Below are 25,924 nucleotides of genomic sequence, written 5' to 3' on the forward strand. Positions count from 1 at the left end.
TTGAATTTGGTGTATTACGGTGAATTTTAGGTATTTCTGAATTATCTTTGGTTAATAAAAAAGGAATACATTATAATCTTAATTAAAAATTGGATGCATATTTTAATAGTTGAAGATGAGTTAGGAATTGTTCAGTTCCTGCAACAAGGCCTGCAAGAAGAAGGCTATCAGATTACTACAGCAAATGATGGCTCAAAAGGGTTTGAATTAGTTCAGAATCAAAAGTTTGATTTAATTCTTCTGGATTGGATGCTGCCAAAAATTAATGGTCTCGATTTATGCAAAGCCATTAGATTTAAAGATCAAAAAACACCCATTATTTTTCTGACCGCAAAAGATACTGTTCAGGAAACAATAGAAGGTTTAAAAGCCGGAGCCAACGATTATATTAAAAAACCTTTTAGTTTTGAAGAACTGGTAGAACGAATAAAAATTCATTTTAGAAATCCTAAAGAAGCTGAAATTCTGACTTTAGGCACAATAAAAATCGATTTATCTAAACATATTGTTCTTAAAAATGAAGAAGAAGTTTCGCTAACCCAAAGAGAATTTGAGTTACTGACTTATTTAATCAGGAATAAAGGAAAAGTTTGTAGCAGAAATCAGATTTTAAAAGATGTTTGGGATATTAATTTTGAATATGATACCGGTGTAATTGATGTTTTTATGAATGCTATTCGCAAAAAACTTAATTTAAAAATTGAAGAAGATTATATAAAAACAATTCGCGGTATTGGTTATATCGCCAACGATCTGTAAATGAAACAACTTTCTTTTAAAAATAGAATTGCCTTAAATTATATTATTACAACTGGTTTACTGATTTTAGTAGTTTTCTCAGTCATTTATTCTATTGTAAAACATACTGTTTACAGCGATATTGATGAAAATCTAAAAGCTGAAATTAAAAACCATCTAGCTGAAATTAAAGTCGAAGGAAACAAAGTAATCCTAATTGATAAAGAAGAGTGGGATGAACGGGAACACAATACTGTTGATGTAAATCCTGTTTTTGTTGAATTCCTGGATTTAAATAAAAAAATTATTGAAAAAGCTCCCAATTTAAAGTCTCAGGCACTTGAATTTAAGGATTCTGTAGAAGATTACGAACTTTTTGATACCAAAATGGGAGATCACGCGATCAGGCAAATTCAGGTTCCGCTAAATGTAAAAAACAAAAAAATAGGATATATAATTGTAGCTATGTCATTGGCCGATTCAAAATCGGTGCTTAATAACTTGTTTGACATTATGTGCTTGTCGTTTCTGGCAATTTTATTATTGCTGTTTTTTATAGCGAGATTCTTCGCTGGCAGAAGTATAAAACCCATAAATTCGATAATTAATACTTCGAGAATTATTACAAAAGATAATTTAAAAATACGGATTCCGCTGCCTAAAACGCGGGATGAATTATATACACTTTCAGGAACCATAAACAATTTATTAGAGCGGATTGAAGACACAATTGAACGCGAAAAACAATTCACATCTGATGCTTCACATGAATTAAGAACGCCTTTAACCGTTATTAAAGGAACACTTGAAGTATTAATTCGTAAACCTCGTGATAATAAAGAATACGAAGAGAAAATAAATTACTGTATTAAAGAAGTAGATCATTTAAATACGCTCGTAGATCAGCTTTTATTGATGGCTCGTTACGAAAATCAAAAGCAGAATATACAAACAGAATCGGTATATCTGAATGCTCTTATTCTGGATGTTTTAACCTTAAATGCAGAGAAAATAAAGGTTAAAAATCTCAACATTAAATTTGATGCCCAACAGGATTTTTATGTAAAATCAGATAATTTTTTAGTAATTACTATTTTAAGAAACTTATTATCGAATGCTTTAAAATATACGAATGATAATGGCGAAGTTTCGATTTTACTTTCGGAACAGAATAACAAAACAGTCTGTAAAATTTCTGATAACGGAATCGGGATTGAAAAAACAGATTTAGAATCGGTTTTTAGTCCTTTCTTTAGATCTGGTTCGACGGAACATCCGGAAATTAAAGGAACAGGATTGGGGCTGTCTATCGTAAAAAGAATTACAGAATTGCTTCAGGTGGAGTTTAAAATTGATAGTAAAATAGGAGAAGGAACCACGGTAATTTTGATATTCAGCTAAATTTTGAAAACGTTATAGTAAATTGAAAAAATGTAATAAAACTAGTAGCTGTGAACTTTTTTAACAATAAACTATCGTTAAGTTAAATTAAAAATTGCTTTTTTATGAAATTATCTTTTATATTTGCAACCGAATCAAAGAATAAAACAAAACACAAATCATGATTTCAATTCAATTACATCATCATCATTTTCATTATTGCTCTCAGGCGATGTGTTAATGGTATGCATGTAAATCATCATATTTTAAAACCCGTTTGAGTACATCAAACGGGTTTTTTAATTCTTATCCTTTGTACTCAAACTATTAATTTCAACAAAAACTAAAAAAATGAGTACTTTAAAAATTGCAATTCAAAAATCAGGTCGTTTAAACGAAGACAGCATTCAGATCTTAAAAGATTGCGGAATTTCGATCAACAACGGAAACGATCAGTTAAAAGCAGAAGCTTCCAATTTTCCTTTAGAAGTTTTATACTTGAGAAACTCAGACATTCCTCAGTATTTAATCGATGGAGTAGTAGATCTTGCCATTGTTGGCGATAATTTATTGGTAGAAAAAGGAAAACATATTGAAGTAATCCAAAAACTTGGATTCTCAAAATGCAAAGTTTCTGTAGCTGTTCCTAAAACTTTTGAGTACAATTCGATTCAGGATTTAGCAGGTTTACGTATTGCAACTTCCTATCCCAATACGGTAAACGAATACTTTAATTCTTTTGGTTTAAGTGTTGATATTCACCAAATTTCAGGTTCTGTAGAAATCGCACCAAACATTGGTCTTGCAGATGCTATCGTTGATATTGTTTCAAGCGGAAGCACTTTATTCAAAAACAATTTGAGAGAAGTCGAAGTAATTTTGAAAAGTGAAGCAGTTTTAGCCGTTTCACCAAAAGTTTCTCCTGAGATTCAAAAACACATCGATACTTTAAAATTCAGAATACAATCTGTTTTAAGAGCCCGAAATTCAAAATACATTTTAATGAACGTTCCAAACGATAAAATCGATGAAATTGGGAAAATTTTACCGGTTTTACGAAGCTTAACCGTTTTGCCATTGGCTCAGGAAGGCTGGAGCAGTGTACACTCTGTAATTGATAAAGACACTTTTTGGGACGTAATCGACAAACTAAAAGAAGCCGGAGCCGAAGGAATTTTAGTTTGCCCAATTGAGAAAATGGTTCTTTAGGGCTTTGCCCGCTTTAGGCTTTAGGCAATATGCTTTAAGCCAAAAAAACATAAAGTTAATAAAGCTTAAAGCCTACAGCTTATAGCTTAAAGCAAAAAATAAATGAATAAAATAGACAATCCAAAACCAGAAACCTGGTCAGAAATATTAAAAAGACCAACCAAAACAATCGATGATATCGAAGTTACGGTAAAAGAAATTTTTAAAGAAGTACAGAAAAAAGGAGATGAAGCTGTAGCAAAATACACTTCAATTTTCGACGGAATTACTTTAGAAAATTACGCAGTTACTCCGGCAGAAATCGAAGAAGCTATTAGTTTAATTTCAAGCGAATTAAAAGAGGCGATTCAGTTAGCAAAAGACAATATTTATAAATTTCACGCGGCTCAAAAAACAGACAGAATTTCTATAGAAACAATTGAAGGAGTAAATTGCTGGCAGGAAAAACGTCCAATTCAGAAAATAGGATTGTATATTCCGGGTGGAACGGCGCCTTTGTTTTCGACCGTTTTGATGCTTGCTGTTCCTGCAGAAATTGCTGGTTCTAAAGAAATTGTATTATGTTCGCCACCGGATAAAAACGGAAAAATAAATCCTGCAATTTTGTATGCAGCCAATTTGTGCGGCGTTACCAAAATATTAAAAGTAGGCGGGATTCAGGCGATTGCCGGAATGACATTTGGAACGAAATCAATCCCAAAAGTATACAAGATCTTTGGACCGGGAAATCAGTTTGTAACTGTGGCAAAACAATTGGCAACTCAGTTTGGTGTTGCGATTGATATGCCTGCAGGGCCATCAGAATTGTTAGTTGTGGCTGATGATACTGCCGTTCCTGCATTTGTGGCTTCAGATCTATTATCTCAGGCAGAACACGGAACAGATAGTCAGGTTATTTTGGTTTCGACTTCGAAAAGATTAATTGATGCTGTCGAAAACGAAATTCAAATTCAAATTGAAGAGCTTCCGAGAAAAGAAATTGCCAAAAAAGCAATTGAAAATTCAAAATTGATTTATGTGCAAAACGATCAGATCGCTTTGGATTTAATCAACGAATATGGACCGGAACACTTTATTATCTGTTCAGAATTTGATGATTTCTATTGCAACGGAATTGTAAACGCCGGTTCGGTTTTTATTGGGAATTATACGCCTGAAAGTGCCGGAGATTATGCTTCAGGAACCAATCATACTTTGCCAACAAACGGATATGCAAAGAATTACAGCGGTGTTAATCTGGATAGTTTTATGAAATCAATGACTTTTCAGAAAATAACAGAAAAAGGAATTCAAAATATCGGCGGCGCCATTGAAGTTATGGCTGAAGCCGAGGGTTTACAGGCACATAAAAATGCTGTTACCTTGAGATTGAAGAGTTTAGAGTAAAGAAAATAGAATAAAGAGTATAGAATAAAGAGTATAGAATAAAGAATATAGAGAATTATGCAGATACAATGAGAAGTCTATTCTCTTTATTCTATTTTCTATATTCTAAAAAATTAAGATAATGAAATTCGATATAAATACAATAACACGTGAAAACGTAAAAACATTAAAGCCGTATTCTTCTGCGCGAGATGAGTTTGAAGATTTTGATACTGCACAAATGATTTTTTTGGATGCCAATGAAAATCCGTTTCAAAATGGTGTAAACCGCTATCCTGATCCGCAGCAGAGTTCTGTTAAGGCGATTTTGGCAAAGAATAAAATGGTAAAATCAAGTCAGATTTTATTAGGAAACGGAAGCGACGAAGTTTTAGATTTACTTTTCAGGGCTTTTTGTGAGCCAAAAACAGATAATATTATCTCACTACCGCCAACTTATGGAATGTACGGTGTTTTGGCAAACATTAATGCAGTAGAAAATAGAGAAATTTTGCTTTCGACAGATTTTCAGCCGCAAGTAGAGAAAATTTTAGAAGCTGTAGATGAAAAAACAAAAATCATCTTTTTATGTTCGCCAAATAACCCAACAGGAAATTCTTTTTCTGATGAAAGCGTTGTAAAATTGCTTCAGAATTTTAAAGGCTTGGTTGTAATTGATGAAGCTTATATTGACTTTTCAGCCAAGGAAAGCTGGTTAACAGAAATTGATGAATATCCAAATTTGGTGATTACACAAACGCTTTCAAAAGCATACGGTTTGGCGGGAATTCGCATGGGAATTTGTTATGCTTCTGAGGCTGTAATTTCAGTTTTAAACAAAATAAAACCGCCTTACAATGTAAACGAATTAACGCAGCAAAGAGCAATTGAACGTTTGAAAGATTCGGATAAAATAAAACAGGAAATAGCTTCTATTATTGAACAAAGAGAAGAGTTGCTTAAAGTTTTACTTGAGGTAAATTTTGTGGAAAAAGTATATCCTACAGAAGCGAATTTTGTTTTGGTGAAAGTAGACAATGCCAACAAAAGATACGATGAATTAATTGCAAAAGGAATTGTAATTCGTAACAGAACAACTCAGCCTTTATGCGAAAACTGTCTGCGTTTTACGATTGGAATTCCAGAGGAAAATGCTATTTTGATTAAAGAATTAAAGTTATTGAAATAGGAAAATAGAATAAAGAATATAGAGAAAAGAACGAATAAAAAAAATGTAACAACTTTAGATATAGAATGAAAAGTCTATTCTCTTTACTCTATATTCTTTATTCTCAAAATATAAAATATGAAAAAAGTACTTTTTATCGATCGTGATGGAACGATTGTTTTAGAACCTGAAAATTATCAGTTAGATGCTTTGGATAAACTAGAATTTTATCCAAAAGCTTTTCAATATCTGGCTAAAATTGTCAGTGAATTAGATTATGAATTGGCAATGGTAACCAATCAGGACGGTTTGGGAACGGATAGTTTTCCGGAAGATACGTTTTGGCCAACGCAGAATTTTATTCTAAAAGCCTTTGAAAATGAAGGAGTTTTGTTTGATGAAATTTTTGTAGACCGATCTTTTCCGGAAGATAACTTGCCAACACGCAAGCCAAGAACGGGAATGCTGACAAAATATCTTGATAATCCGCAATACGATTTGGCGAATTCTTTTGTTTTGGGAGACCGTTTAACGGATGTTGAATTGGCGAAAAACCTTGGCGCAAAAGCGATTTTCATGAATATGACTGACGGAATTGGAAGTAATGAAATTTCGACGAAAAGAGAGGAACTGAACGATACAATTATCTTGCAGACAACAGATTGGAAGAGGATTTATGAGTTTTTGAAACTCGAAGCGCGTTCAGCATCGATTACACGTAAAACCAATGAAACGGATATTTTTATCGATTTGAATCTGGACGGAACTGGAAAAAGTAAAATTGAAACCGGAATTGCTTTCTTTGATCATATGTTGGATCAGATTTCGCGTCACGGTCAAATGGATTTGGAAATTTTGGTAAAAGGTGATTTGGAGGTTGATGAACACCACACGATTGAAGATACCGCAATTGCTTTAGGCGAAGTTTTTGCAAAAGCATTAGGAAACAAATTAGGAATTGAGCGATACGGATTTTGCCTTCCGATGGATGATTGTTTAGCGCAGGTTGCTATTGATTTTGGTGGAAGAAACTGGCTGGTCTGGGAAACGGAATTTAAACGCGAAATGGTAGGTAAAATGCCAACAGAGATGTTCTATCACTTCTTTAAGTCCTTCTCTGACGGTGCAAAGGCCAACATCAACATCAAAGCCGAAGGAACAAACGAACACCACAAAATTGAAGCGATTTTTAAAGCTTTTGCGAAAGCAATAAAAGTAGCGGTGAAAAGAGATACAGAAAAAATGATTTTGCCTTCGACAAAGGGAATGCTTTAGGTTAAAAATTGTTTCAAGTTTCAAGTTTCAAGTTCTGCACAGCAACCTGAAACCTGAAACTTGAAACCTGAAACAAAAGATAATGAAAATAGTAATTATAAATTACGGAGCAGGAAATATCCAGAGCATCATGTTTGCTATTGAAAGACTGGGTTTTAAGGCGATTTTGAGTAATAATCCTGAAGAAATTCTGGCAGCTGATAAAGTTATTTTTCCTGGTGTAGGCGAGGCGAGTTCTGCAATGGCTAAACTTAGAGAAAGCGGTTTGGATAGTTTGATTCCGAAATTGAAACAGCCGGTTTTGGGTATTTGCCTTGGTATGCAATTGATGTGCAAATCATCTGAAGAAGGAAACACCAAAGGTTTGGGGATTTTTGATGTTGATGTTATTAAATTTACTTCAAAAGTAAAAGTGCCCCAAATGGGATGGAACCAGATTTATGATTTAAAATCGGATTTGTTTAAAGGAATTTCGGAGAATGAATTCATGTATTTGGTGCATAGTTTTTACGCCCCAAATTGCGATGAAGCCATTGCTACTACGGATTATGAACTGGAATATGCTTCGGCTTTACAAAAAGATAATTTTTACGGAACTCAGTTTCACCCGGAAAAAAGTGGTGCGGTTGGGGAGAAAATACTGGAAAACTTTTTGAAAATTCCAATTTCTTAAATTCCAAATTCCAATTGCAATATCAAAAATCAATTTCAATCAAAATATCAATTTTAGAAAATCAGAAATTTAAATAATTTAAAATCTAAAATATCAAAAATGAGAATAATACCAGCCATAGATATCATCGACGGAAAATGTGTTCGCTTATCAAAAGGGGATTACGATACCAAAATAATTTACAATGAAAATCCGCTTGAAGTTGCGAAATCATTTGAAGCGCACGGAATCGAATATTTACATTTAGTAGATCTTGATGGAGCAAAATCGAGCAAAATCGTTAATTATAAAATATTAGAACAAATTTCGAATCAAACCAGTTTGAAAATTGATTTTGGCGGAGGCTTAAAATCTGATGACGATTTGAGAATTGCTTTTGAAAGCGGTGCAAACCAAATAACCGGCGGAAGTATTGCCGTAAAAAACAGAGCCATTTTCGAAAAATGGATTTCAGAATACGGATCTGATAAAATTATTTTGGGCGCTGATGCAAAAGACGAAAAAATAGCAGTTTCAGGTTGGTTAGAAGATTCAAATGAAGATTTGATTCCGTTTATTCAGGATTATCAAACCAAAGGAATTCAGTACGTTATTTGTACCGATATTGCCAAAGACGGAATGCTGGAAGGACCAAGTTTTGATTTGTACGAGAAAATTTTAGCAGAAGCCAAAGGTGTAAAACTAATTGCTTCGGGAGGAATTTCAACTTTTGACGAACTCCCAAAATTAGCCGAATTAGGCTGTGAAGGAACAATCATTGGGAAAGCAATTTATGAAGGTAGAATCACTCTTAAACAATTGGAGAATTATATAATTAGAAAATAAGAATCAATTAGATAATGTGTCAATTAGAAAATTAGATAATTATTTAAATACGCTTAAAATTATCTAATTGACTAATTATCTCATTGTCACATTAAAAATATATTATGATAACATGTCACTTAAAATACGTTATAGATCCTTATCAATTATCCGTTTTTGAGGATTACGGCAAAAGATGGATTAAGATTGTAAATCGTTTGGGAGGCCAACATCATGGTTATTTTATGCCATCGGAAGGAGCAAATAATATTGCTTATGCATTGTTTTCTTTTCCGAGTTTAACAGCTTATGAAAATTACCGAAAGCAAATGTTTTCGAAAGATGATAAAGAATGCGTAGAAGCTTTTAAACTTGCAGAAGATACCAGATGTATCATCAGTTACGAGAGAACTTTCTTGAGTCCTGTATTCGAGTAAAGAAAATTAGATAATGAGAAAATTAGATAATTAGATAATTTTATGCGTTTCGTGAAAAATTATCTAATTATCTAATTCTCAAATTAACACATTAAATTAATGTTAGCAAAAAGAATCATTCCTTGTTTGGATATAAAAAACGGAAGAACCGTGAAAGGCATTAATTTCGTTGACTTGCGCGATGCGGGAGATCCTGTAGAACTGGCAGAAATTTATTCGGCTGAAGGAGCCGATGAATTGGTTTTTCTCGATATTTCTGCAACAGAAGAACGTCGAAAAACGTTGGTGAATATGGTGCGAAGCGTTGCAGAAAAAATCAATATTCCGTTTACGGTTGGCGGTGGAATTTCATCCGTTGAAGATGTTGAAATCCTGCTGAATAACGGCGCTGATAAAGTCTCTATTAATTCATCGGCAGTAAAAAATCCGCAATTGATTAATGATTTAGCCCAGAAATTCGGAAGTCAGTGCGTTGTTGTCGCTATAGACGCCAAACAAATTAACGGACAATGGATTGTACATTTGGTTGGCGGAAAAGTTCCAACTGAATTAAATTTATTTGATTGGGCTGTAGAAGTGGCAGAACGTGGTGCAGGTGAAATTTTATTCACTTCAATGGATAATGATGGTACTAAAAACGGTTTTGCAAACGAAGCTTTGGCTAAACTTTCAGAACTAATTAATATTCCGATTATTGCTTCTGGCGGAGCGGGAAATATTCAGCATTTTGTTGATTCTTTTAAAGAAGGAAAAGCAGATGCAGCTTTGGCGGCGAGCGTTTTTCACTTTAAGGAGATTGAAATTAAGGGTTTGAAAGAAGAATTGAGGAAGAATGATATTGAGGTAAGGATTTAGAAGCAAGAAGCAAGAGAATAGAATAAAGAGAATAGAATAAAGAATTTAGCTGGGAGATTTAAAGCCGAAAGTCGAATTCTAAAAGAAATAATCATAGAGTGTAGAAATCTAAAATCTGAACTCTAAAATCTAAAATAATTATGAACATAGATATAAAAAGCTCACACGGATTGATTCCGGCGATAATTCAGGATTCAGAAACAAAAAATGTTTTAATGCTGGGTTATATGAACGAAGAATCGCTTCAAAAAACAATAGAAACGCAAAAAGTAACTTTCTTTAGCCGTTCTAAGCAAAGACTTTGGACAAAAGGCGAGGAGAGTGGCAACTTTTTGAATCTGGTAAGCATCAAAAATGATTGTGACGGTGATACACTTTTAATTCAGGCAAAACCTGTTGGTCCAACCTGTCACACAGGCGCAGATACTTGCTGGCAAGAAGAAAACAAAGAAAACTATGGTTTTATTTCTGATCTTGAAAACACAATCAAAATTAGAAGAGAAAACGCGGATTCTGAGAAAAGTTATGTAGCTTCTTTATTCGAAAAAGGAATCAATAAAATTGCTCAAAAAGTGGGCGAAGAAGCTGTAGAAGTTGTGATTGAAGCTAAAGATGATAATGACGATTTATTTCTTAGCGAAAGCGCTGATTTATTGTTTCACTATTTGATTTTATTGCAGGCAAAAGGTTTTCAATTGAATGATGTTGTGGATGTTTTGAAAAAGCGTCAGAAGTAGTTTAAAGAAAGTAATTAATCTTTGTCATGGTAGCAGATTACACGGATTTGCTATGCAAAGACGCGGATTCATACGGATTTTATTTTAATTCAAAAACGTCATTTGTAGCGTGGTTGAGTGTCAGGCTGAGCGGAGTCGAACCCACACAAAATGATTTAGCAAACTGGACTTCGACTCCGCTCGGTCTGACAATTCGACTCCGCTCAGCCTAACAATAATAAAAAGAAAAATCAGTGTTAATCTGCGTTTTCGCTTTAGCGAATCCGCGTCATCCGCGTCCCATTTAATCGCTATTCCATAAACTCAAAAACCGCAAACTCCTCCGGCTGATGAAAACCAAATTTTAAACTCTTATAATATTGTAATGCAAGATATTCTGTTGTGTTACCGTAATCAATTCTAAAAGCATTTCCATTCCATTTTGTGCCGACTTTTGGTTGGGTAAAATTGCCGTTTTTTATCTTTTCTAAACTCGAAAAGGGAATTTTAATTTCGGTACAAAAACCTTCGGGAGTTGTTTTACTTACGGCTTCCATTTCTGAAATATCAAAAGCCATTGATGCTTTCCAGCCACCACAATTTGATGATGGGCAATTGATTAGCATATCGTAATTTGCAGAGAAAGCATTTACGCCAATTTCAAGATAATTTTGCCCGTTTCCGTCGGGATCCAGGAAAATTTCTACCAAATCATCCGTTTCATATATTTTAGAATCTTTCTTTTGTGAACTTCCAATTATTGTAGAATCTTCAGTACGATAGGCGATATAAAGGTTTTTGTCATTCCACGAAAGTGAAACAAATGTATTTTGAGTAGCTTTTTCTCCCGAATTGTGAATTACAAACGGACCCAAAAAAGGTTTTTTCCAGTCTGATAAATCACCATCGATCATTATTTTATCATTTGTTTTATAAATCGGAATGATTTGCGCGTAGTTTATCAAAGAAAACATTAAAAATAAAAAAGTGACAATTTTTTGAATTTTCATAAGGCGTATAAATATTTTAGTGGACCAAAAAACAAGTAAATTTTAATATTAAGTTTTCTGAAGATAAAATGCAAAATTATTAAAAAATTGATTCGAATGTTTATTTTTGTTGAAGACTAAATTCAGTTTAACAGCTTATTTATCCCAAATTCATCAATAATGAAAAAATACTTCGTTGGCGTTTTTATCGCTTTTTTGATTGGTTTTTCTGCCAATGCTCAAGGACTTTTAAAAAAGTCCGGAACAGTTTTTACACATCAGGATACACTTCGCGGAAGCATCACAAAAGAAAGAGCCTGGTGGGATTTGAAATACTATCATCTTGATATTAAAGTAAATCCGGCTGAGAAAACCATTACAGGGTCTAACACAGTTCGTTATTCTGTTTTAGCAGAAAATAATACGATGCAGATTGATTTGCAGGAACCAATGCAAATTTACAAGGTAACGCAGGATGGTAAAGAATTGAAATTTGAGAGAAATGGAAATGCTTTTTTTATTGAATTAACGGCTGCACAAAAAGTGGGTGAAACGAAGGAAATTGTAGTTTCATTTGGAGGAAAACCTAAAGAAGCCGTTCGTCCGCCGTGGGATGGAGGGCTTACGTGGAAAAAAGATAAAAACGGAAAAGATTTTATTGCTTCAACTTGTCAGGGATTGGGCGCGAGCGTTTGGTGGCCGTGCAAAGACCATATGTATGATGAAGTGGAAAATATGCTAATTAGTGTAAATGTTCCCGGAGATTTAACGGATGTTTCTAATGGAAGATTGCAAAGTGTGAAAAAGCAAAAAGATGGAACTAAGACCTTTAACTGGTATGTTTTGAACCCGATTAACAATTATGGAGTTAATATTAATATTGGAGATTACGTAAATTTCTCTGAAAAATATAAAGGAGAAAAAGGCGATTTAGACTGTAGTTATTATGTTTTACGTGATAATTTGGCTAAAGCCAAAGAACATTTTAAAGACGCGCCAAGAATGCTAAAAGCGTTTGAAAACTGGTTCGGACCTTATCCGTTTTACGAAGACAGTTACAAGTTGGTAGAAGCGCCGTACTTAGGAATGGAGCATCAAAGTAGTGTGACTTATGGAAATAACTATACAAAAGGATATAATGGTACTGATATTAGCGGAAGCGGCTGGGGATTGAAGTATGATTATATTATCATTCACGAATCTGGACATGAATGGTTTGCCAATAATATTACGTATAAAGACATTGCTGATATGTGGATTCATGAGAGTTTTACAACTTATTCTGAAGCGCTTTTTGTGGAATATTATTATGGAAAAGAAGCTGCGAATGAATATATAAGAGGAATTCGAAAAATGATTACCAATAAGAAACCAATTATTGGTTATTATGATGTTAATGTCGAAGGATCTGGAGATATGTACCCGAAAGGAGCAAATATGATTCATACAATACGTCAGGTCATAAATGATGATGCAAAATGGAAATCAATTTTAAGAGGCTTGAATAGTACATTTTATCACCAAACGGTTACTACAAAACAAATTGAAGATTACATCAGTAAGCAAGCAGGAATTGATTTTAGTAATGTCTTTAATCAATATTTAAGAACGCCAAATGTGCCTACTTTTGAATATTATTTTAAGGATCAAAAATTAGTTTATCACTGGATAAATTGTGTCGAAAAATTTGATTTGTCATTAAAAGTAACTTTAAACGGTGTTGAAACCTGGCTTAAACCTACACCAGACTGGAAAATAGAAGATATAAAAGGTGATAAACCAACTCTAATCGTTGATAAAAACTTTTATATCACAGAATTTAATATTACAAATTAGATTTCTAATATATTTAGAAAGAAACCCAACAAGTTTAATATTTGTTGGGTTTCTTTTTTATCCCTAAATCATAAAATTTGAGAAAACTTAATTCGAATGTTTACTTTTGTGAAGATTAAGTTCTATAAATACGTTATTATTTCAATTTCTACCATTATGAAAAATTACTTTGGAGGCTTTTTTATTGCCTTTTTGGTTTGTTTTACTACAAATGCCCAAGGACTTTTAAACAAGTCTGAAACGGTTTTTACACATCAGGATACACTTCGCGGAAGCATTACAAAAGAAAGAGCCTGGTGGGATTTAAAATACTATCATCTTGATGTTAAGGTAAATCCTTCTGAAAAAACGATTACAGGTTCAAATACCGTTCGTTATACTGTTTTGACTTCGTATAATAAAATGCAGATCGATTTGCAGGAGCCAATGCAAATTTACAAAGTAACACAAAACGGAAAAGAATTGAAGTTTAAAAGAGACGGAAATGCTTTTTTTATAGATTTAGCAGCTGCTCAAAAAGTAGGTGAAACGAAAGAAATCGTAATTTCATTTGGCGGAAAACCTAAAGAAGCCATTAAACCACCTTGGGACGGAGGAATTACATGGAAAAAGGACAAAAACGGAAAAGATTTTATCGCTTCATCTTGTCAGGGTTTAGGCGCAAGTATTTGGTGGCCAAACAAAGATCATATGTATGATGAAGTCGAAAATATGTTGATTAGCGTAAATGTTCCGGGAGATTTAACGGATGTTTCTAATGGAAGATTACAAAGCGTTAAAAAACAAAAAGATGGAACTAAAACCTTTAATTGGTATGTTTCAAACCCAATTAATAACTATGGTGTAAACATTAATATTGGTGATTACGTTAATTTTTCTGAGAAATATAAAGGTGAAAAAGGTGATTTAGATTGTAATTATTATGTTTTACGTGATAATTTGGCTGTAGCCAAAGAACAATTTAAAGATGCACCAAGAATGCTAAAAGCGTTTGAAAACTGGTTTGGACCTTATCCGTTTTACGAAGACAGTTACAAATTGGTAGAAGCGCCATATTTAGGTATGGAGCACCAAAGCAGCGTAACTTACGGAAATGAATATAAAAATGGTTATTTAGGTCGTGATTTAAGCGGAACGGGCTGGGGATTAAAATTTGATTTTATCATTATTCATGAATCTGGTCACGAATGGTTTGCGAACAATATTACATATAAGGACATTGCTGATATGTGGATTCACGAGAGTTTCACAAACTATTCTGAAAGTCTTTTTGTGGAATATTATTATGGTAAAGAAGCCGGAGCTGAATACGTAAGAGGCTGTAGAAAAAATATTCATAACGACACGCCAATTATCGGACATTATGATGTAAATAATGAAGGATCTGGCGATATGTATCCAAAAGGTGCAAATATGCTGCACACGATTCGTCAGATTATCAATAATGATGCAAAATGGAAATCGATTTTGAGAGGTTTAAACAGTACGTTTTATCACCAAACAGTTACTTCTAAACAAATTGAAGATTATATCAATACACAATCAGGAATTAATTTCAACAGAGTTTTTGCTCAATATTTGACTACAACTCAAATTCCGGTTTTTGAATATATTTTTAAAAATGGAACATTAGGTTATCATTGGACAAATTGTGTTTCGAAGTTTGATATGCCGGTAAAAGTAAAAATTAACGGGGTAGAAACATGGTTGAAACCAACTACAGAATGGCAATCTGAGAAAACTACTAATGAAAACAGAACTTTAGAAGTTGATAAAGATTTTTATGTAACGAGTTCTAATATTGTAGAATAAACTTTTTTAAAATTCCAATATTTAAATCCCAAATTCCAATTAATGGAGTTTGGGATTTTTTATACGATAATTTTGCGCAAAGACCTTTACGCAAACCATTTGGAATTTGGGATTTAAATATTGGAATTTTTATTAAGATTTCTTCATTGTGTTAATTGTATTATTTGTACGAATATTACCGTTTTATTTCCTACTTTAGATTCTATTAATCTGAAAATGAATAAATAAAGCGTAATCCGAAAAGCTTTAAGAGTAGGAAACAAAAACAAATCAAACAATTATGAAAAATTTAAAAAACCTAAAAAACGTTGAAATTCTAAGTAAAAATGCTCAAAAATCTATTTCGGGAGGTATTCCTTTATGCGTTATACTATGCGGCGAAGCTGGAGGAGTTATTTCGAATACGCCGGGTAGAGGAGATGTATGTCAGCCTGGAACTACGGTTTGTTGCTATTGTAGATAAAACGCCTTAAAAGTTAAACCCGACAGGTTTTTAAAACCTGTCGGGTTTCTCATATGCGTTGGAATTTGGTCCCGAAGCTTCGGGATAAAAATTTGGAATTTTACAGATTAACGGCTATTCAACTTCGCCTTTTCCTTAATAATATCAGCAATTTTTCTATTCTCGATTTTGCTTTCCAGCCAGGAAATAATGTCTAAATAAAGGAAAGCTCTCTTTTCGTAAGTGTTTTTTTCAAGTTCTACAAAACGGGTGTGCATTTTTTTGAATTCCTTTTTAATATCTGCAGGATAAAGGTTATTCAGACTTCTTAGGAACTTAATAATCTCTTTTTGAACTTCGTGTAAGTCGTTCATTTTTATTAGAAACTTATAGGTGTTTTTAATATTATTTTCTAAATAATAATCTTTTCCTAATTCATAATGTGCGATCAACGACAAAAGTCTGGCGAAACACATTAAGTCTTCGCGCATGGTTAAGTTTTTGTTATTGATGATTTTATCTAAATAATAAATGCATTCTGTGTATTTTTCGTTTCCAAAATAAATAGAAGCAATTTTATAGAAAAACAACATTTCGTGATGTTCATCGAGATGTTCGCTGTGAATTTTTAATTTGTCTAAAATCTCCGGAATCAAATATTCGCTTTCGGCAAAAGTACCTTCGAGAATATGTAAATTGAGCTTATTATTGTAAATGTATAAAAATGATAGCGATGCAATGTTGTCATTTACAGGAAATTTAGGATCCTCAATGGTTTCCTCCATAAGAGTTAAATATTTCTTGAAATTCGATTTGTATTTCAACATATATAAAGACTCTAAAAAGTAATGATTTCCTTTTAGAAAAAACACCGGATTTTGATAAATCATATTCGGATTATCATAAAATAAGGTAACCCATTTATAAGCGTATTTGTAACTCGCCAGAAAATCCTGAACCAGAAAACTGCGCCAAAGATTTGCATTGTAATACCAGTATTTCTCGCGGAAACCAAATTTGCTTTCGTCTAGTTTTGCAATATGTTTATTAAAATAATCGTCAATATATTTATACTCTTCATCGCTTTTTACGTAACCTGTTTTTAGCATGATTCCGTACAATTGCAGTGATAAGTTTGATAATTTACTGGAAATTGTATTTCTGTAATTCAATTCTTTTGCCTGAATCACCAATTCATCGGCGCGACCCTGAATACTTCGTGTAATATATTGAGATTCTATTAGTTTTTCGAACTCAACAATTTCATAGGCCATATATTTTTCATCATTTTCAAGCGCAACGATTTTTGTTTTATCCAGAATTTTCAAGCTCTGTTTATACAATCCTTTATTATAAAGAATAACGGCAAAATCTATTTGTTCACGCAATTGATACCGAATATTCTGGCTGGGAATATTCAGTCTAATACTGACTAAAATTTGTTTGTACAAATATGATTTTAAGTTAGATAGCTGTACTTTTTTGATTATTCCGCTTTTTAAAATAAGCTTTTCATCGTAGGTTTCAGATTTATCTAAAATGTTGAATAATTCGATGAATTTGGTGTTCGAACTTGTTTCTAATCGGCTTGCAAAAATTTTAAACTGTCTTTTTTCAGATTTCGAAAGCGATTTTATTAATACAAATAAGAAATCTTTTTGATGGTTAGCCATTGTAAAATATAATAGTGTAACTTGTTGGTTTTTAGTTATTTAATACGTTATAAATTGTGTTATAAACAGTATAATTTCATTAAAATGAATTTCGTACTGTAGAAGTACAATATATATTTGTTATCAAGATGTGAAATTACATTAAATAAATGAATATGAATAGAGAGAAAGTTCAAATTTTTGACACCACTTTGCGCGATGGTGAACAAGTTCCAGGATGTAAGTTAGATACTAAACAAAAATTAGTTATCGCAGAACGACTTGACAAAATGGGAGTTGACGTTATCGAAGCGGGTTTTCCTGTGTCAAGTCCGGGCGATTTTTTATCGGTCTCTGAGATTTGTAAAATTGTAGAAAATGCAACCGTCTGCGGACTAACAAGAGCCGTGAAAAACGACATTGATGTTGCTGCAGCAGCTTTAAAGCATGCTAAAAGACCTAGAATCCACACTGGAATCGGAACATCGCAATCTCATATACTCCACAAATTAAATACCACACCAGAAGATATTATTGCAAGAGCAAAATATGCTGTAGCACACGCAAAATCTTATGTAGAAGATGTTGAGTTTTATGCAGAAGATGCCGGAAGAACCGACAATGCTTTCCTTGCAAAGGTTTGTGAAGAAGTAATTAAATCGGGTGCAACCGTATTAAATATCCCTGATACCACAGGATATTGCTTACCTGAAGAATACGGAGCAAAGATTAAATATTTAAAAGAAAACGTAAAAGGAATCGAAAACGTAATCCTTTCATGTCACTGTCATAATGATTTAGGAATGGCAACTGCAAACTCTATTGCAGGTGCGATAAATGGAGCAAGACAAATAGAATGTACTATTAACGGTATTGGTGAAAGAGCAGGAAACACAGCACTTGAAGAAGTGGTTATGATTTTCAAACAGCATCCTTACCTTAATTTAGACACAAACATCAATACAAGAGAATTGAACGAAATGAGTCGTTTGGTTTCTGAAAGTATGGGAATGATTGTTCAGCCAAATAAAGCCATTGTTGGTGCAAATGCTTTTGCACACAGTTCAGGTATTCACCAGGATGGAGTGATCAAAAACAGAGCAACTTACGAAATCATGGACCCGCTTGATGTGGGTGTAAATGAATCGTCAATTATCCTTACAGCAAGAAGCGGAAGAGCTGCTTTGGCTTATCGTGCTAAAAAAGTAGGTTACGAGCTTACAAAAGTACAATTAGACATTGTATACATCGAGTTTTTGAAATTTGCCGATATTAAAAAAGAAGTTTTAGATGCTGATATTCATCAGATTATCGAAGCTGCTAAAATTCAGGACGAATTAGTTAGAAGCTAGTTGGGAAGAATATAGAATATAGAATATAGAAGAAAGATAATAGAAGAAAGACGAAAGAACAAAGACAAAAAATAAAGATTTAAATACATAAAGAACGAGACGTTATGAATTTGAAAATAGCAGTTTTACCAGGAGACGGAATTGGACCGGAAGTAATTTTACAAGCCAAAAAAGCTTTATACGCCATTGGCGAGGTGTACAATCATGAATTTGTTTTTGAAGAAGCGCTCATGGGAGCAATCGCAATTGACAAAACGGGAAATCCGTTGCCTGAACAAACGCTAAATCTTTGTTTAAATACTGATGCTGTTTTATTTGGCGCTATTGGCGATCCTAAATATGACAATAATCCAAATGCAAAAGTTCGTCCGGAGCAGGGATTATTAAAGCTTCGTAAAGAACTGGGGTTGTTTGCCAACATTCGTCCTATAAAACCTTATAAATCATTACTTGATGCTTCTCCTTTAAAAAGAGAAATTATCGAAGGAGCTGATTTTACTATTTTCAGAGAATTAACAGGTGGTGCTTATTTTGGAGCAAAAACATTAAATGAAGAAGGAACACACGCTTCGGATTTATGTGAATATTCAGAAGAAGAAATCACCAGAATTGCACATTTAGCTTTTAAATCGGCACAAAACCGACGCAAAAAGCTGACAATGGTAGATAAAGCAAATGTTTTGGAAACCTCAAGATTATGGAGAAAAGTAGTTCAAAAAGTGAGCGAAAATTATCCTGATGTTGCTTTAGACTTTTTGTTTGTAGATAACGCAGCGATGCAGATTATTTTAAATCCGAGACAATTTGATGTGATTTTGACAGAGAATTTATTTGGAGATATTTTATCAGATGAAGCCAGCGTAATTACAGGTTCTATTGGTTTATTGGCTTCAGCATCTTTAGGAGAAAAAAATGCTTTGTTTGAGCCAATTCACGGTTCTTATCCTCAGGCAAAAGGAAAAAATATTGCCAATCCAATTGCTTCTATTTTATCAGCAGCGATGTTGTTAGAGCATTTCGGATTATTTAAAGAAGCTAATGTGATTTACAAAGCTATTGAAAAAGCAATTGAATATAAAGTAGTTACTGTTGATTTAAAACCAGATTCAAAATTCGGTACAAATGAAGTAGGGGAATTTGTTTCCAATTTTATTTTCAGCAAAGACGATCTGTTATATTTTAGAAATGACAACGTTCATATCGGACAATCGACGATTGTTTAATTTTTTTATTAAAAAATTGAAATAAATAACAAGAAGTACTGTAAATGTTGAGATTTTATTTTTTTAGTTCTTAAAGTTTTCATACTTTTGTAACACTAAAAAATAAATGATGCAAATCTCAATTATTATTACTTCTGTCATTGTTGTCAATGTGTTTAGCACATCTGCATCGGGAATGGTATAAATATAATTGAAAAACTATATTAGAAACCTTCCAAATACTGGAAGGTTTTTTTTTGAATAAAAATTAAAAAAATAATACAATAATGGAATTAAATAAGTACAGCAAAACCATCACTCAAGATCAAACACAACCTGCAGCGCAAGCTATGTTGTACGGGATTGGTTTAACTGAAGAAGATTTGAAAAAAGCACAAGTTGGTATTGTTAGCATGGGCTACGATGGAAATACTTGTAACATGCACCTGAATGATTTGGCAAAAGATGTCAAAAAAGGTGTCTGGGATGCAGATCTGGTCGGACTTATTTTTAATACTATTGGTGTAAGTGACGGAATTTCAAACGGTACAGAAGGAATGCGTTATTCATTGGTTTCTCGTGATGTTATTGCAGATTCTATTGAAACTGTTGTGGGAGCACAATGGTATGATGGTGTAATTGCAATTCCGGGTTGTGATAAAAATATGCCTGGAGCCTTAATCGCAATGGGAAGATTAAATCGCCCGGCGATGATGGTTTACGGCGGATCAATTCACTCTGGAAAATGGAAAGGTGAATCTTTGAATATTGTATCTGCTTTTGAAGCTTTAGGAAAAAGAGTAAAAAACGAAATTACTCCCGAAGATTTTAAAGGAGTTATTCAAAATGCATGCCCCGGTGCTGGTGCTTGCGGTGGAATGTATACAGCAAATACTATGTCTTCTGCAATTGAAGCATTAGGAATGAGTTTGCCTTACAGTTCTTCAAACCCGGCTTTGAGTCAGGAAAAAAGAGACGAGTGTCTGGCTGCAGGAGAAGCAATCAAAATTTTATTAGAAAAAGATATTAAGCCAAGAGATATCATGACTCGTAAGGCTTTTGAAAATGCTATTACAATTGTAGCAGTTTTAGGAGGTTCTACAAATGCAGTTATGCACTTAATTGCAATGGCTCACGCTGTTGATATCAAAATTACTTTAGATGATTTTCAGGCAATTAACGACAGAACACCAGTTCTGGCTGATATGAAACCAAGTGGTAAATATATGATGGAAGATATTCATGAGGTTGGAGGAATTCCTTCTGTAATGAAATATTTATTGAAAGTAGGACTTATTCATGGAGATTGTTTAACAGTAACCGGAAAAACAGTTGCTGAAAATTTAGCTTCAACTCCGGATTTACAAGATGGACAAGAAGTAATTCACGAAATTCAAAAAGCATTAAAACCAACAGGAAATATTCAGATTTTATACGGAAATCTTGCTTCTGAAGGTGCTGTAGCAAAAATCAGCGGAAAAGAAGGAGAATATTTTGAAGGTCCGGCTGTAGTTTTTGAAGGAGAATTTGAAGTAATTCCAGGTTTACAAGCCGGAAAAATAAAACCGGGTAATGTAGTCGTCATCAGGTATTGTGGACCAAAAGGTGGTCCGGGGATGCCTGAGATGCTAAAACCAACATCGGCGATTATTGGTGCCGGATTAGGAAGCAGCTGCGCTCTTATTACAGACGGCAGGTTCTCTGGAGGTTCACATGGCTTTGTCGTAGGACACGTTACACCAGAAGCTTTTGATGGTGGTGGTATTGCACTTGTAAAAGATGGTGATTTGATCGCGATCGATGCAGTAAAAAATACTATCGACCTGAAAATATCTGACGAAGAATTTGCAGCAAGAAAAGCGGCTTGGGTACAACCGCCGTTAAAAGTTACAAAAGGAGTTTTACTTAAATATGCCAGATCGGTTTCAAGCGCTTCAACAGGTTGCGTTACCGATAATTAATTAAATAACAATATCAAAATCAATGACAATTACAATATCAAAAATCAAATAGCAATAAATCAAAAATCAATTTAAAATTTATAATTAAAATTGAATTTTGCCATTGCCATTGAATTTTGAAATTGATTTTTGACATTGATAAAACAAAATATACTATGAAAATATCAGGGGCAGAAGCCGTTATAAGATGTTTATTAGCAGAAGGAGTAGACTTGGTTTATGGATATCCGGGAGGAGCAATCATGCCGGTTTACGACGAATTATATAAATTTCAGGACCAATTACACCACGTATTGGTTCGTCACGAACAAGGTGCAACACACGCAGCTCAGGGGTTTGCAAGGGCTACAGGAAAAGTAGGAGTGGCAATTGCTACTTCTGGTCCGGGAGCTACAAATTTAGTAACCGGAATTGCAGATGCGCAAATCGATTCTACACCAATGGTTTGTATTACAGGTCAGGTAGGGAAACATTTATTGGGTTCTGATGCTTTTCAGGAAACGGATATTATCGGAATTTCAACTCCGGTAACAAAATGGAATTACCAAATTACGGAAGCTTCAGAAATTCCGGAAATCATTGCAAAAGCATTTTACATAGCACGTTCTGGACGCCCAGGACCAGTTTTGATTGATATTACTAAAAATGCTCAATTTGATGAGTTTGAATTTAGTTACGAAAAATGTACTTCAATCAGAAGCTATATTCCGGTTCCGAAATTGAAATTAGATAAAGTTGCCGAAGCTGCAGCCATAATCAATAGCGCAAAAAAACCTTTTATTGTTTTTGGTCAGGGAATTATTTTGGGTCAGGCCGAAGAACAATTAAAAGCTTTTATTGAGAAATCAGGAATTCCGGCAGGATGGACAATTTTAGGACTTTCGGCTTTGCCAACAGATCATCCTTTAAACGTAGGAATGTTGGGAATGCACGGAAATTACGGTCCAAATTTATTGACTAACGAATGTGATGTTTTAATTGCATTGGGAATGCGTTTTGACGACCGTGTAACCGGAAATTTAAAAACGTATGCAAAACAGGCAAAAGTAATTCACTTTGAAATTGATCCTGCAGAAGTAGATAAAAATGTAAAAACAGAAGTTGCTGTTTTAGGAGATGTAAAAGAAGCTTTAAATGCTTTATTGCCTTTAATTGATGCAAAATCTCATGATTTATGGCATAATGAATTTAAGGAATTACATAAAATAGAAGTAGAAACGGTTATAAACGAAGAGTTAAATCCAACGAATAACAAAGGAATTTCTATGGGAGAAGCTATGGAAATGATTAACAAACACTCAAAAGGTGACGCGATTATTGTTTCAGATGTTGGTCAGCACCAGATGTTTGCCTGTCGTTATGCTAAATTCAATACTACTAAAAGTAATATTACTTCAGGTGGATTAGGAACAATGGGATTCGCACTTCCGGCTGCAATTGGAGCCAAAATGGGAAGACCGGATCGTGAAGTTGTGGCAATTATTGGTGATGGAGGGTTTCAGATGACAATTCAGGAGCTAGGAACGATTTTCCAGACTAAAGTTCCGGTAAAAATTGTGGTTCTAAACAACGAGTTTTTAGGAATGGTACGTCAATGGCAGGAATTGTTTTTTGATAACCGATATGCATCAACAAATATGATTAATCCAAATTTTGTTGCTATTGCTGAAGGATATTATATCAAATCTAAAAAAGTAACCCAAAGAGAAGATCTTGACGCAGCCGTTGCAGAAATGCTGGCATCAAAAGATTCTTATTTCCTTGAAGTCATGGTAGAAAAAGAAAACAACGTTTTCCCAATGATTCCAACAGGAGCTTGTGTTTCAGAAATTAGATTAAGCTAAAGAAAAAAGTTTCAAGTTTCAGGTTTTTTTGTTTCAGGTTGTAGAACTTGAAACCTGAAACCTGAAACAAAAAAAACTAAAAAATAACATGGAAGATAAAACATTTACCATATCGGTATATTCAGAAAATAACGTGGGTTTATTGAATAGAATATCAGGAATATTCTTAAAGCGTCACATTAATATATTAAGTCTAAACGTTTCAGAATCAGAAATAGAGAATGTTTCAAGATTTATCATTGTAGTAAATACAACAGAAAAATGGGTTCAGAATATTGTTGGGCAAATTGAAAAACAAATTGAGGTTATAAAAGCATTTTATCATACAGATGAAGAGACTATTTATTTAGAAAATGCATTATTTAAAATTGCTTCAAGTTTGTTGTTTGATGAGAAACAGATTCAGAATATAATTAAGGACAGTCAGTCTACAATTGTAACGGTTTCGAGAGATTTCTTCGTGATTTCAAAATCCGGAAGACGTTCTGAAATTGAAGAATTATACGAAAAATTCAAACCTTACGGAATTATGCAATTTGTGCGTTCGGGAAGAATATCTGTTTCAAAAGAAAAAATGGAAATTTCAACATTATTAGAAGCCCTAAAATAGTATCAATTATAAATTACACTTATTAAATATTTAAAAGAAAATGGCAAATTATTTCAACACACTACCACTTAGATTACAATTAGAACAATTAGGCGTTTGCGAATTTATGGAGCAATCAGAATTTGCAGACGGAATTGCTGCATTAGCCGGAAAAAAAGTTGTTATTGTAGGTTGTGGTGCACAAGGTTTGAACCAGGGATTGAACATGAGAGACTCTGGTTTGGATATTTCATATGCATTACGTGCAGATGCAATTGCTGAAAAAAGAGCATCTTACAAAAACGCTACAGAAAACGGATTTAAAGTGGGGACTTATGAAGAATTAATTCCAACTGCTGATTTAGTTTGTAACTTAACTCCTGATAAACAACATACTGCAGTTGTTACTGCAATTATGCCATTAATGAAAAACGGTTCGACTTTAGCATATTCTCACGGATTTAATATTGTTGAAGAAGGAATGCAGATTCGTAAAGATATTACTGTAATTATGTGTGCTCCTAAATGTCCTGGTTCTGAAGTTCGTGAAGAATACAAAAGAGGATTTGGTGTACCAACTTTAATTGCAGTTCACCCTGAAAATGATCCAAATGGTGCTGGTTTAGATCAGGCAAAAGCATATGCTGTAGCAACTGGAGGTCACAAAGCCGGAGTTTTAAAATCATCTTTCGTAGCAGAAGTAAAATCAGATTTAATGGGTGAGCAAACTATCCTTTGCGGATTGTTGCAAACTGGATCTATTTTATGTTTTGATAAAATGGTAGAAAAAGGAATCGAACCTGGATATGCTTCAAAATTAATTCAATACGGATGGGAAACTATCACAGAAGCTTTAAAACATGGTGGTATTACAAATATGATGGATCGTCTTTCTAATCCTGCAAAAATCGAAGCTTACGAAATTGCTGAGGAATTAAAAGACATCATGCGTCCGTTATTTCAAAAACACCAGGATGATATCATTTCTGGAGAATTCTCAAGAACAATGATGATTGACTGGGCTAATGACGACAAAAATTTATTGACGTGGAGAGCTGCAACAGGAGAAACTAACTTCGAAAAAACACCTCCAACTGATGCTCAAATATCTGAACAAGAATATTTTGATAACGGAGTATTAATGATTGCAATGGTTAAAGCCGGAGTTGAATTGGCTTTTGAAACAATGACAGAAGCTGGAATTATCGAAGAGTCAGCTTATTATGAATCATTACACGAATTACCTTTGATTGCTAACACAATTGCAAGAAAGAAATTATTTGAAATGAACCGCGTAATTTCGGATACAGCTGAGTACGGATGTTATTTGTTCGATCACGCTTGTAAACCGTTATTGGCTGAATACATGAAAAATGTTGAAACAAACATAATTGGAAAACCATTTTCAACTTCAAACGGAGTAGATAATGCTATTTTAATTGCTGTAAACAAAGAAATCCGTCAACATCCTATTGAAGAAGTAGGAGCATGGTTGAGAGAGTCTATGACAGCAATGAAAAAAATTGGATAATAAATTGGGAATTACCACACAGTCGAATGTGATGGGATTTGCACTGTATCATTATTTTATGTAATATTTTGAATTAGTAAGCACTTATTAAAGA

At 33.7% G+C, this 25,924-nt stretch carries 22 protein-coding genes; 20 read left to right on the plus strand and 2 right to left on the minus strand.

Annotated features, from left to right (window positions below):
- Positions 1 to 93 precede the first annotated feature (93 nt).
- From BUE22_RS06180 to hisIE, 11 genes are all read left to right on the plus strand, one after another.
- Positions 94 to 759 carry a response regulator transcription factor gene (locus BUE22_RS06180; protein ID WP_073394175.1) on the plus strand — a complete coding sequence of 222 codons (666 nt, stop codon included), beginning with the start codon at positions 94 to 96 and terminating at the stop codon, positions 757 to 759.
- Entirely contained in the window at positions 760 to 2,139 is a 1,380-nt protein-coding gene (locus tag BUE22_RS06185) for a sensor histidine kinase (protein ID WP_073394176.1), read from the plus strand.
- A 330-nt stretch (positions 2,140 to 2,469) separates the two neighbouring features.
- Positions 2,470 to 3,327, plus strand: coding sequence for an ATP phosphoribosyltransferase (hisG, locus tag BUE22_RS06190; protein ID WP_042567020.1), 858 nt, complete (start codon positions 2,470 to 2,472; stop codon positions 3,325 to 3,327).
- Between the two features lie 102 nt (positions 3,328 to 3,429).
- On the plus strand, positions 3,430 to 4,713 hold the full coding sequence (hisD, locus tag BUE22_RS06195) for a histidinol dehydrogenase (RefSeq protein ID WP_073394177.1): 1,284 nt from the start codon (positions 3,430 to 3,432) through the stop codon (positions 4,711 to 4,713).
- Between the two features lie 121 nt (positions 4,714 to 4,834).
- Positions 4,835 to 5,881 (plus strand): histidinol-phosphate transaminase, encoded by a 1,047-nt coding sequence (hisC, locus tag BUE22_RS06200; RefSeq protein WP_073394178.1) that lies wholly within the window; start codon positions 4,835 to 4,837, stop codon positions 5,879 to 5,881.
- Positions 5,882 to 5,998: 117 nt separating this feature from the next.
- Positions 5,999 to 7,135 (plus strand): bifunctional histidinol-phosphatase/imidazoleglycerol-phosphate dehydratase HisB, encoded by a 1,137-nt coding sequence (gene hisB / locus BUE22_RS06205; protein WP_073394179.1) that lies wholly within the window; start codon positions 5,999 to 6,001, stop codon positions 7,133 to 7,135.
- An 82-nt stretch (positions 7,136 to 7,217) separates the two neighbouring features.
- Positions 7,218 to 7,808, plus strand: coding sequence for an imidazole glycerol phosphate synthase subunit HisH (gene hisH / locus BUE22_RS06210; RefSeq protein ID WP_073394180.1), 591 nt, complete (start codon positions 7,218 to 7,220; stop codon positions 7,806 to 7,808).
- Between the two features lie 99 nt (positions 7,809 to 7,907).
- Entirely contained in the window at positions 7,908 to 8,633 is a 726-nt protein-coding gene (gene hisA, locus BUE22_RS06215; RefSeq protein WP_073394181.1) for a 1-(5-phosphoribosyl)-5-[(5-phosphoribosylamino)methylideneamino]imidazole-4-carboxamide isomerase, read from the plus strand.
- A gap of 104 nt (positions 8,634 to 8,737) precedes the next feature.
- Positions 8,738 to 9,049: an NIPSNAP family protein gene (locus BUE22_RS06220; RefSeq protein ID WP_073394182.1), complete on the plus strand. Its 312-nt coding sequence runs from the start codon at positions 8,738 to 8,740 to the stop codon at positions 9,047 to 9,049.
- Positions 9,050 to 9,148: 99 nt separating this feature from the next.
- Complete coding sequence (gene hisF, locus BUE22_RS06225) at positions 9,149 to 9,904, plus strand: imidazole glycerol phosphate synthase subunit HisF (RefSeq protein WP_073394183.1); 756 nt, start codon at positions 9,149 to 9,151, stop codon at positions 9,902 to 9,904.
- A gap of 137 nt (positions 9,905 to 10,041) precedes the next feature.
- On the plus strand, positions 10,042 to 10,641 hold the full coding sequence (gene hisIE, locus BUE22_RS06230) for a bifunctional phosphoribosyl-AMP cyclohydrolase/phosphoribosyl-ATP diphosphatase HisIE (RefSeq protein WP_317043529.1): 600 nt from the start codon (positions 10,042 to 10,044) through the stop codon (positions 10,639 to 10,641).
- Positions 10,642 to 10,931: 290 nt separating this feature from the next.
- Here the strand turns inward: hisIE and BUE22_RS06235 are convergent, their stop codons facing one another.
- A complete protein-coding gene (locus tag BUE22_RS06235; protein WP_073394185.1) occupies positions 10,932 to 11,630 on the minus strand; it encodes a carbohydrate-binding family 9-like protein in 699 nt (232 codons plus the stop codon).
- Positions 11,631 to 11,789: 159 nt separating this feature from the next.
- On the opposite strand from BUE22_RS06235, the gene BUE22_RS06240 reads away from it, so the two are divergent.
- The 3 genes from BUE22_RS06240 to BUE22_RS06250 all read left to right on the plus strand — a co-directional run bounded on the left by BUE22_RS06240 (position 11,790) and on the right by BUE22_RS06250 (position 15,720).
- The gene (locus tag BUE22_RS06240; RefSeq protein ID WP_073394186.1) at positions 11,790 to 13,445 is read left to right on the plus strand and encodes a M1 family metallopeptidase; all 1,656 of its coding nucleotides are present in this window, start codon (positions 11,790 to 11,792) and stop codon (positions 13,443 to 13,445) included.
- A gap of 156 nt (positions 13,446 to 13,601) precedes the next feature.
- Entirely contained in the window at positions 13,602 to 15,257 is a 1,656-nt protein-coding gene (locus BUE22_RS06245; protein WP_073394291.1) for a M1 family metallopeptidase, read from the plus strand.
- Between the two features lie 280 nt (positions 15,258 to 15,537).
- On the plus strand, positions 15,538 to 15,720 hold the full coding sequence (locus BUE22_RS06250; protein WP_073394187.1) for a hypothetical protein: 183 nt from the start codon (positions 15,538 to 15,540) through the stop codon (positions 15,718 to 15,720).
- Positions 15,721 to 15,827: 107 nt separating this feature from the next.
- On the opposite strand, the gene BUE22_RS06255 is transcribed toward BUE22_RS06250, so the two are convergent.
- Positions 15,828 to 17,372, minus strand: a complete 1,545-nt coding sequence (locus tag BUE22_RS06255; RefSeq protein WP_073394188.1) for a hypothetical protein — start codon at positions 17,370 to 17,372, stop codon at positions 15,828 to 15,830.
- Between the two features lie 155 nt (positions 17,373 to 17,527).
- Here BUE22_RS06255 and BUE22_RS06260 point away from each other — a divergent pair, with 155 nt between their 5' ends.
- From BUE22_RS06260 to ilvC, 6 genes are all read left to right on the plus strand, one after another.
- Positions 17,528 to 18,703: a 2-isopropylmalate synthase gene (locus BUE22_RS06260; RefSeq protein ID WP_073394292.1), complete on the plus strand. Its 1,176-nt coding sequence runs from the start codon at positions 17,528 to 17,530 to the stop codon at positions 18,701 to 18,703.
- Positions 18,704 to 18,807: 104 nt separating this feature from the next.
- Positions 18,808 to 19,926, plus strand: coding sequence for a 3-isopropylmalate dehydrogenase (gene leuB / locus BUE22_RS06265; protein WP_073394189.1), 1,119 nt, complete (start codon positions 18,808 to 18,810; stop codon positions 19,924 to 19,926).
- Positions 19,927 to 20,192: 266 nt separating this feature from the next.
- Positions 20,193 to 21,866: a dihydroxy-acid dehydratase gene (gene ilvD, locus BUE22_RS06270; RefSeq protein WP_042567005.1), complete on the plus strand. Its 1,674-nt coding sequence runs from the start codon at positions 20,193 to 20,195 to the stop codon at positions 21,864 to 21,866.
- 155 nt (positions 21,867 to 22,021) lie between these two features.
- Positions 22,022 to 23,710: a biosynthetic-type acetolactate synthase large subunit gene (gene ilvB, locus BUE22_RS06275; RefSeq protein WP_042567222.1), complete on the plus strand. Its 1,689-nt coding sequence runs from the start codon at positions 22,022 to 22,024 to the stop codon at positions 23,708 to 23,710.
- A gap of 88 nt (positions 23,711 to 23,798) precedes the next feature.
- Entirely contained in the window at positions 23,799 to 24,320 is a 522-nt protein-coding gene (gene ilvN, locus BUE22_RS06280) for an acetolactate synthase small subunit (protein ID WP_042567004.1), read from the plus strand.
- Positions 24,321 to 24,360: 40 nt separating this feature from the next.
- Positions 24,361 to 25,830 (plus strand): ketol-acid reductoisomerase, encoded by a 1,470-nt coding sequence (gene ilvC / locus BUE22_RS06285; protein ID WP_073394190.1) that lies wholly within the window; start codon positions 24,361 to 24,363, stop codon positions 25,828 to 25,830.
- Positions 25,831 to 25,924: the final 94 nt, after the last annotated feature.

It is taken from the genome of Flavobacterium pectinovorum, from assembly GCF_900142715.1.
In the GTDB taxonomy this organism is placed as follows: Bacteria; Bacteroidota; Bacteroidia; order Flavobacteriales; family Flavobacteriaceae; genus Flavobacterium; species Flavobacterium pectinovorum.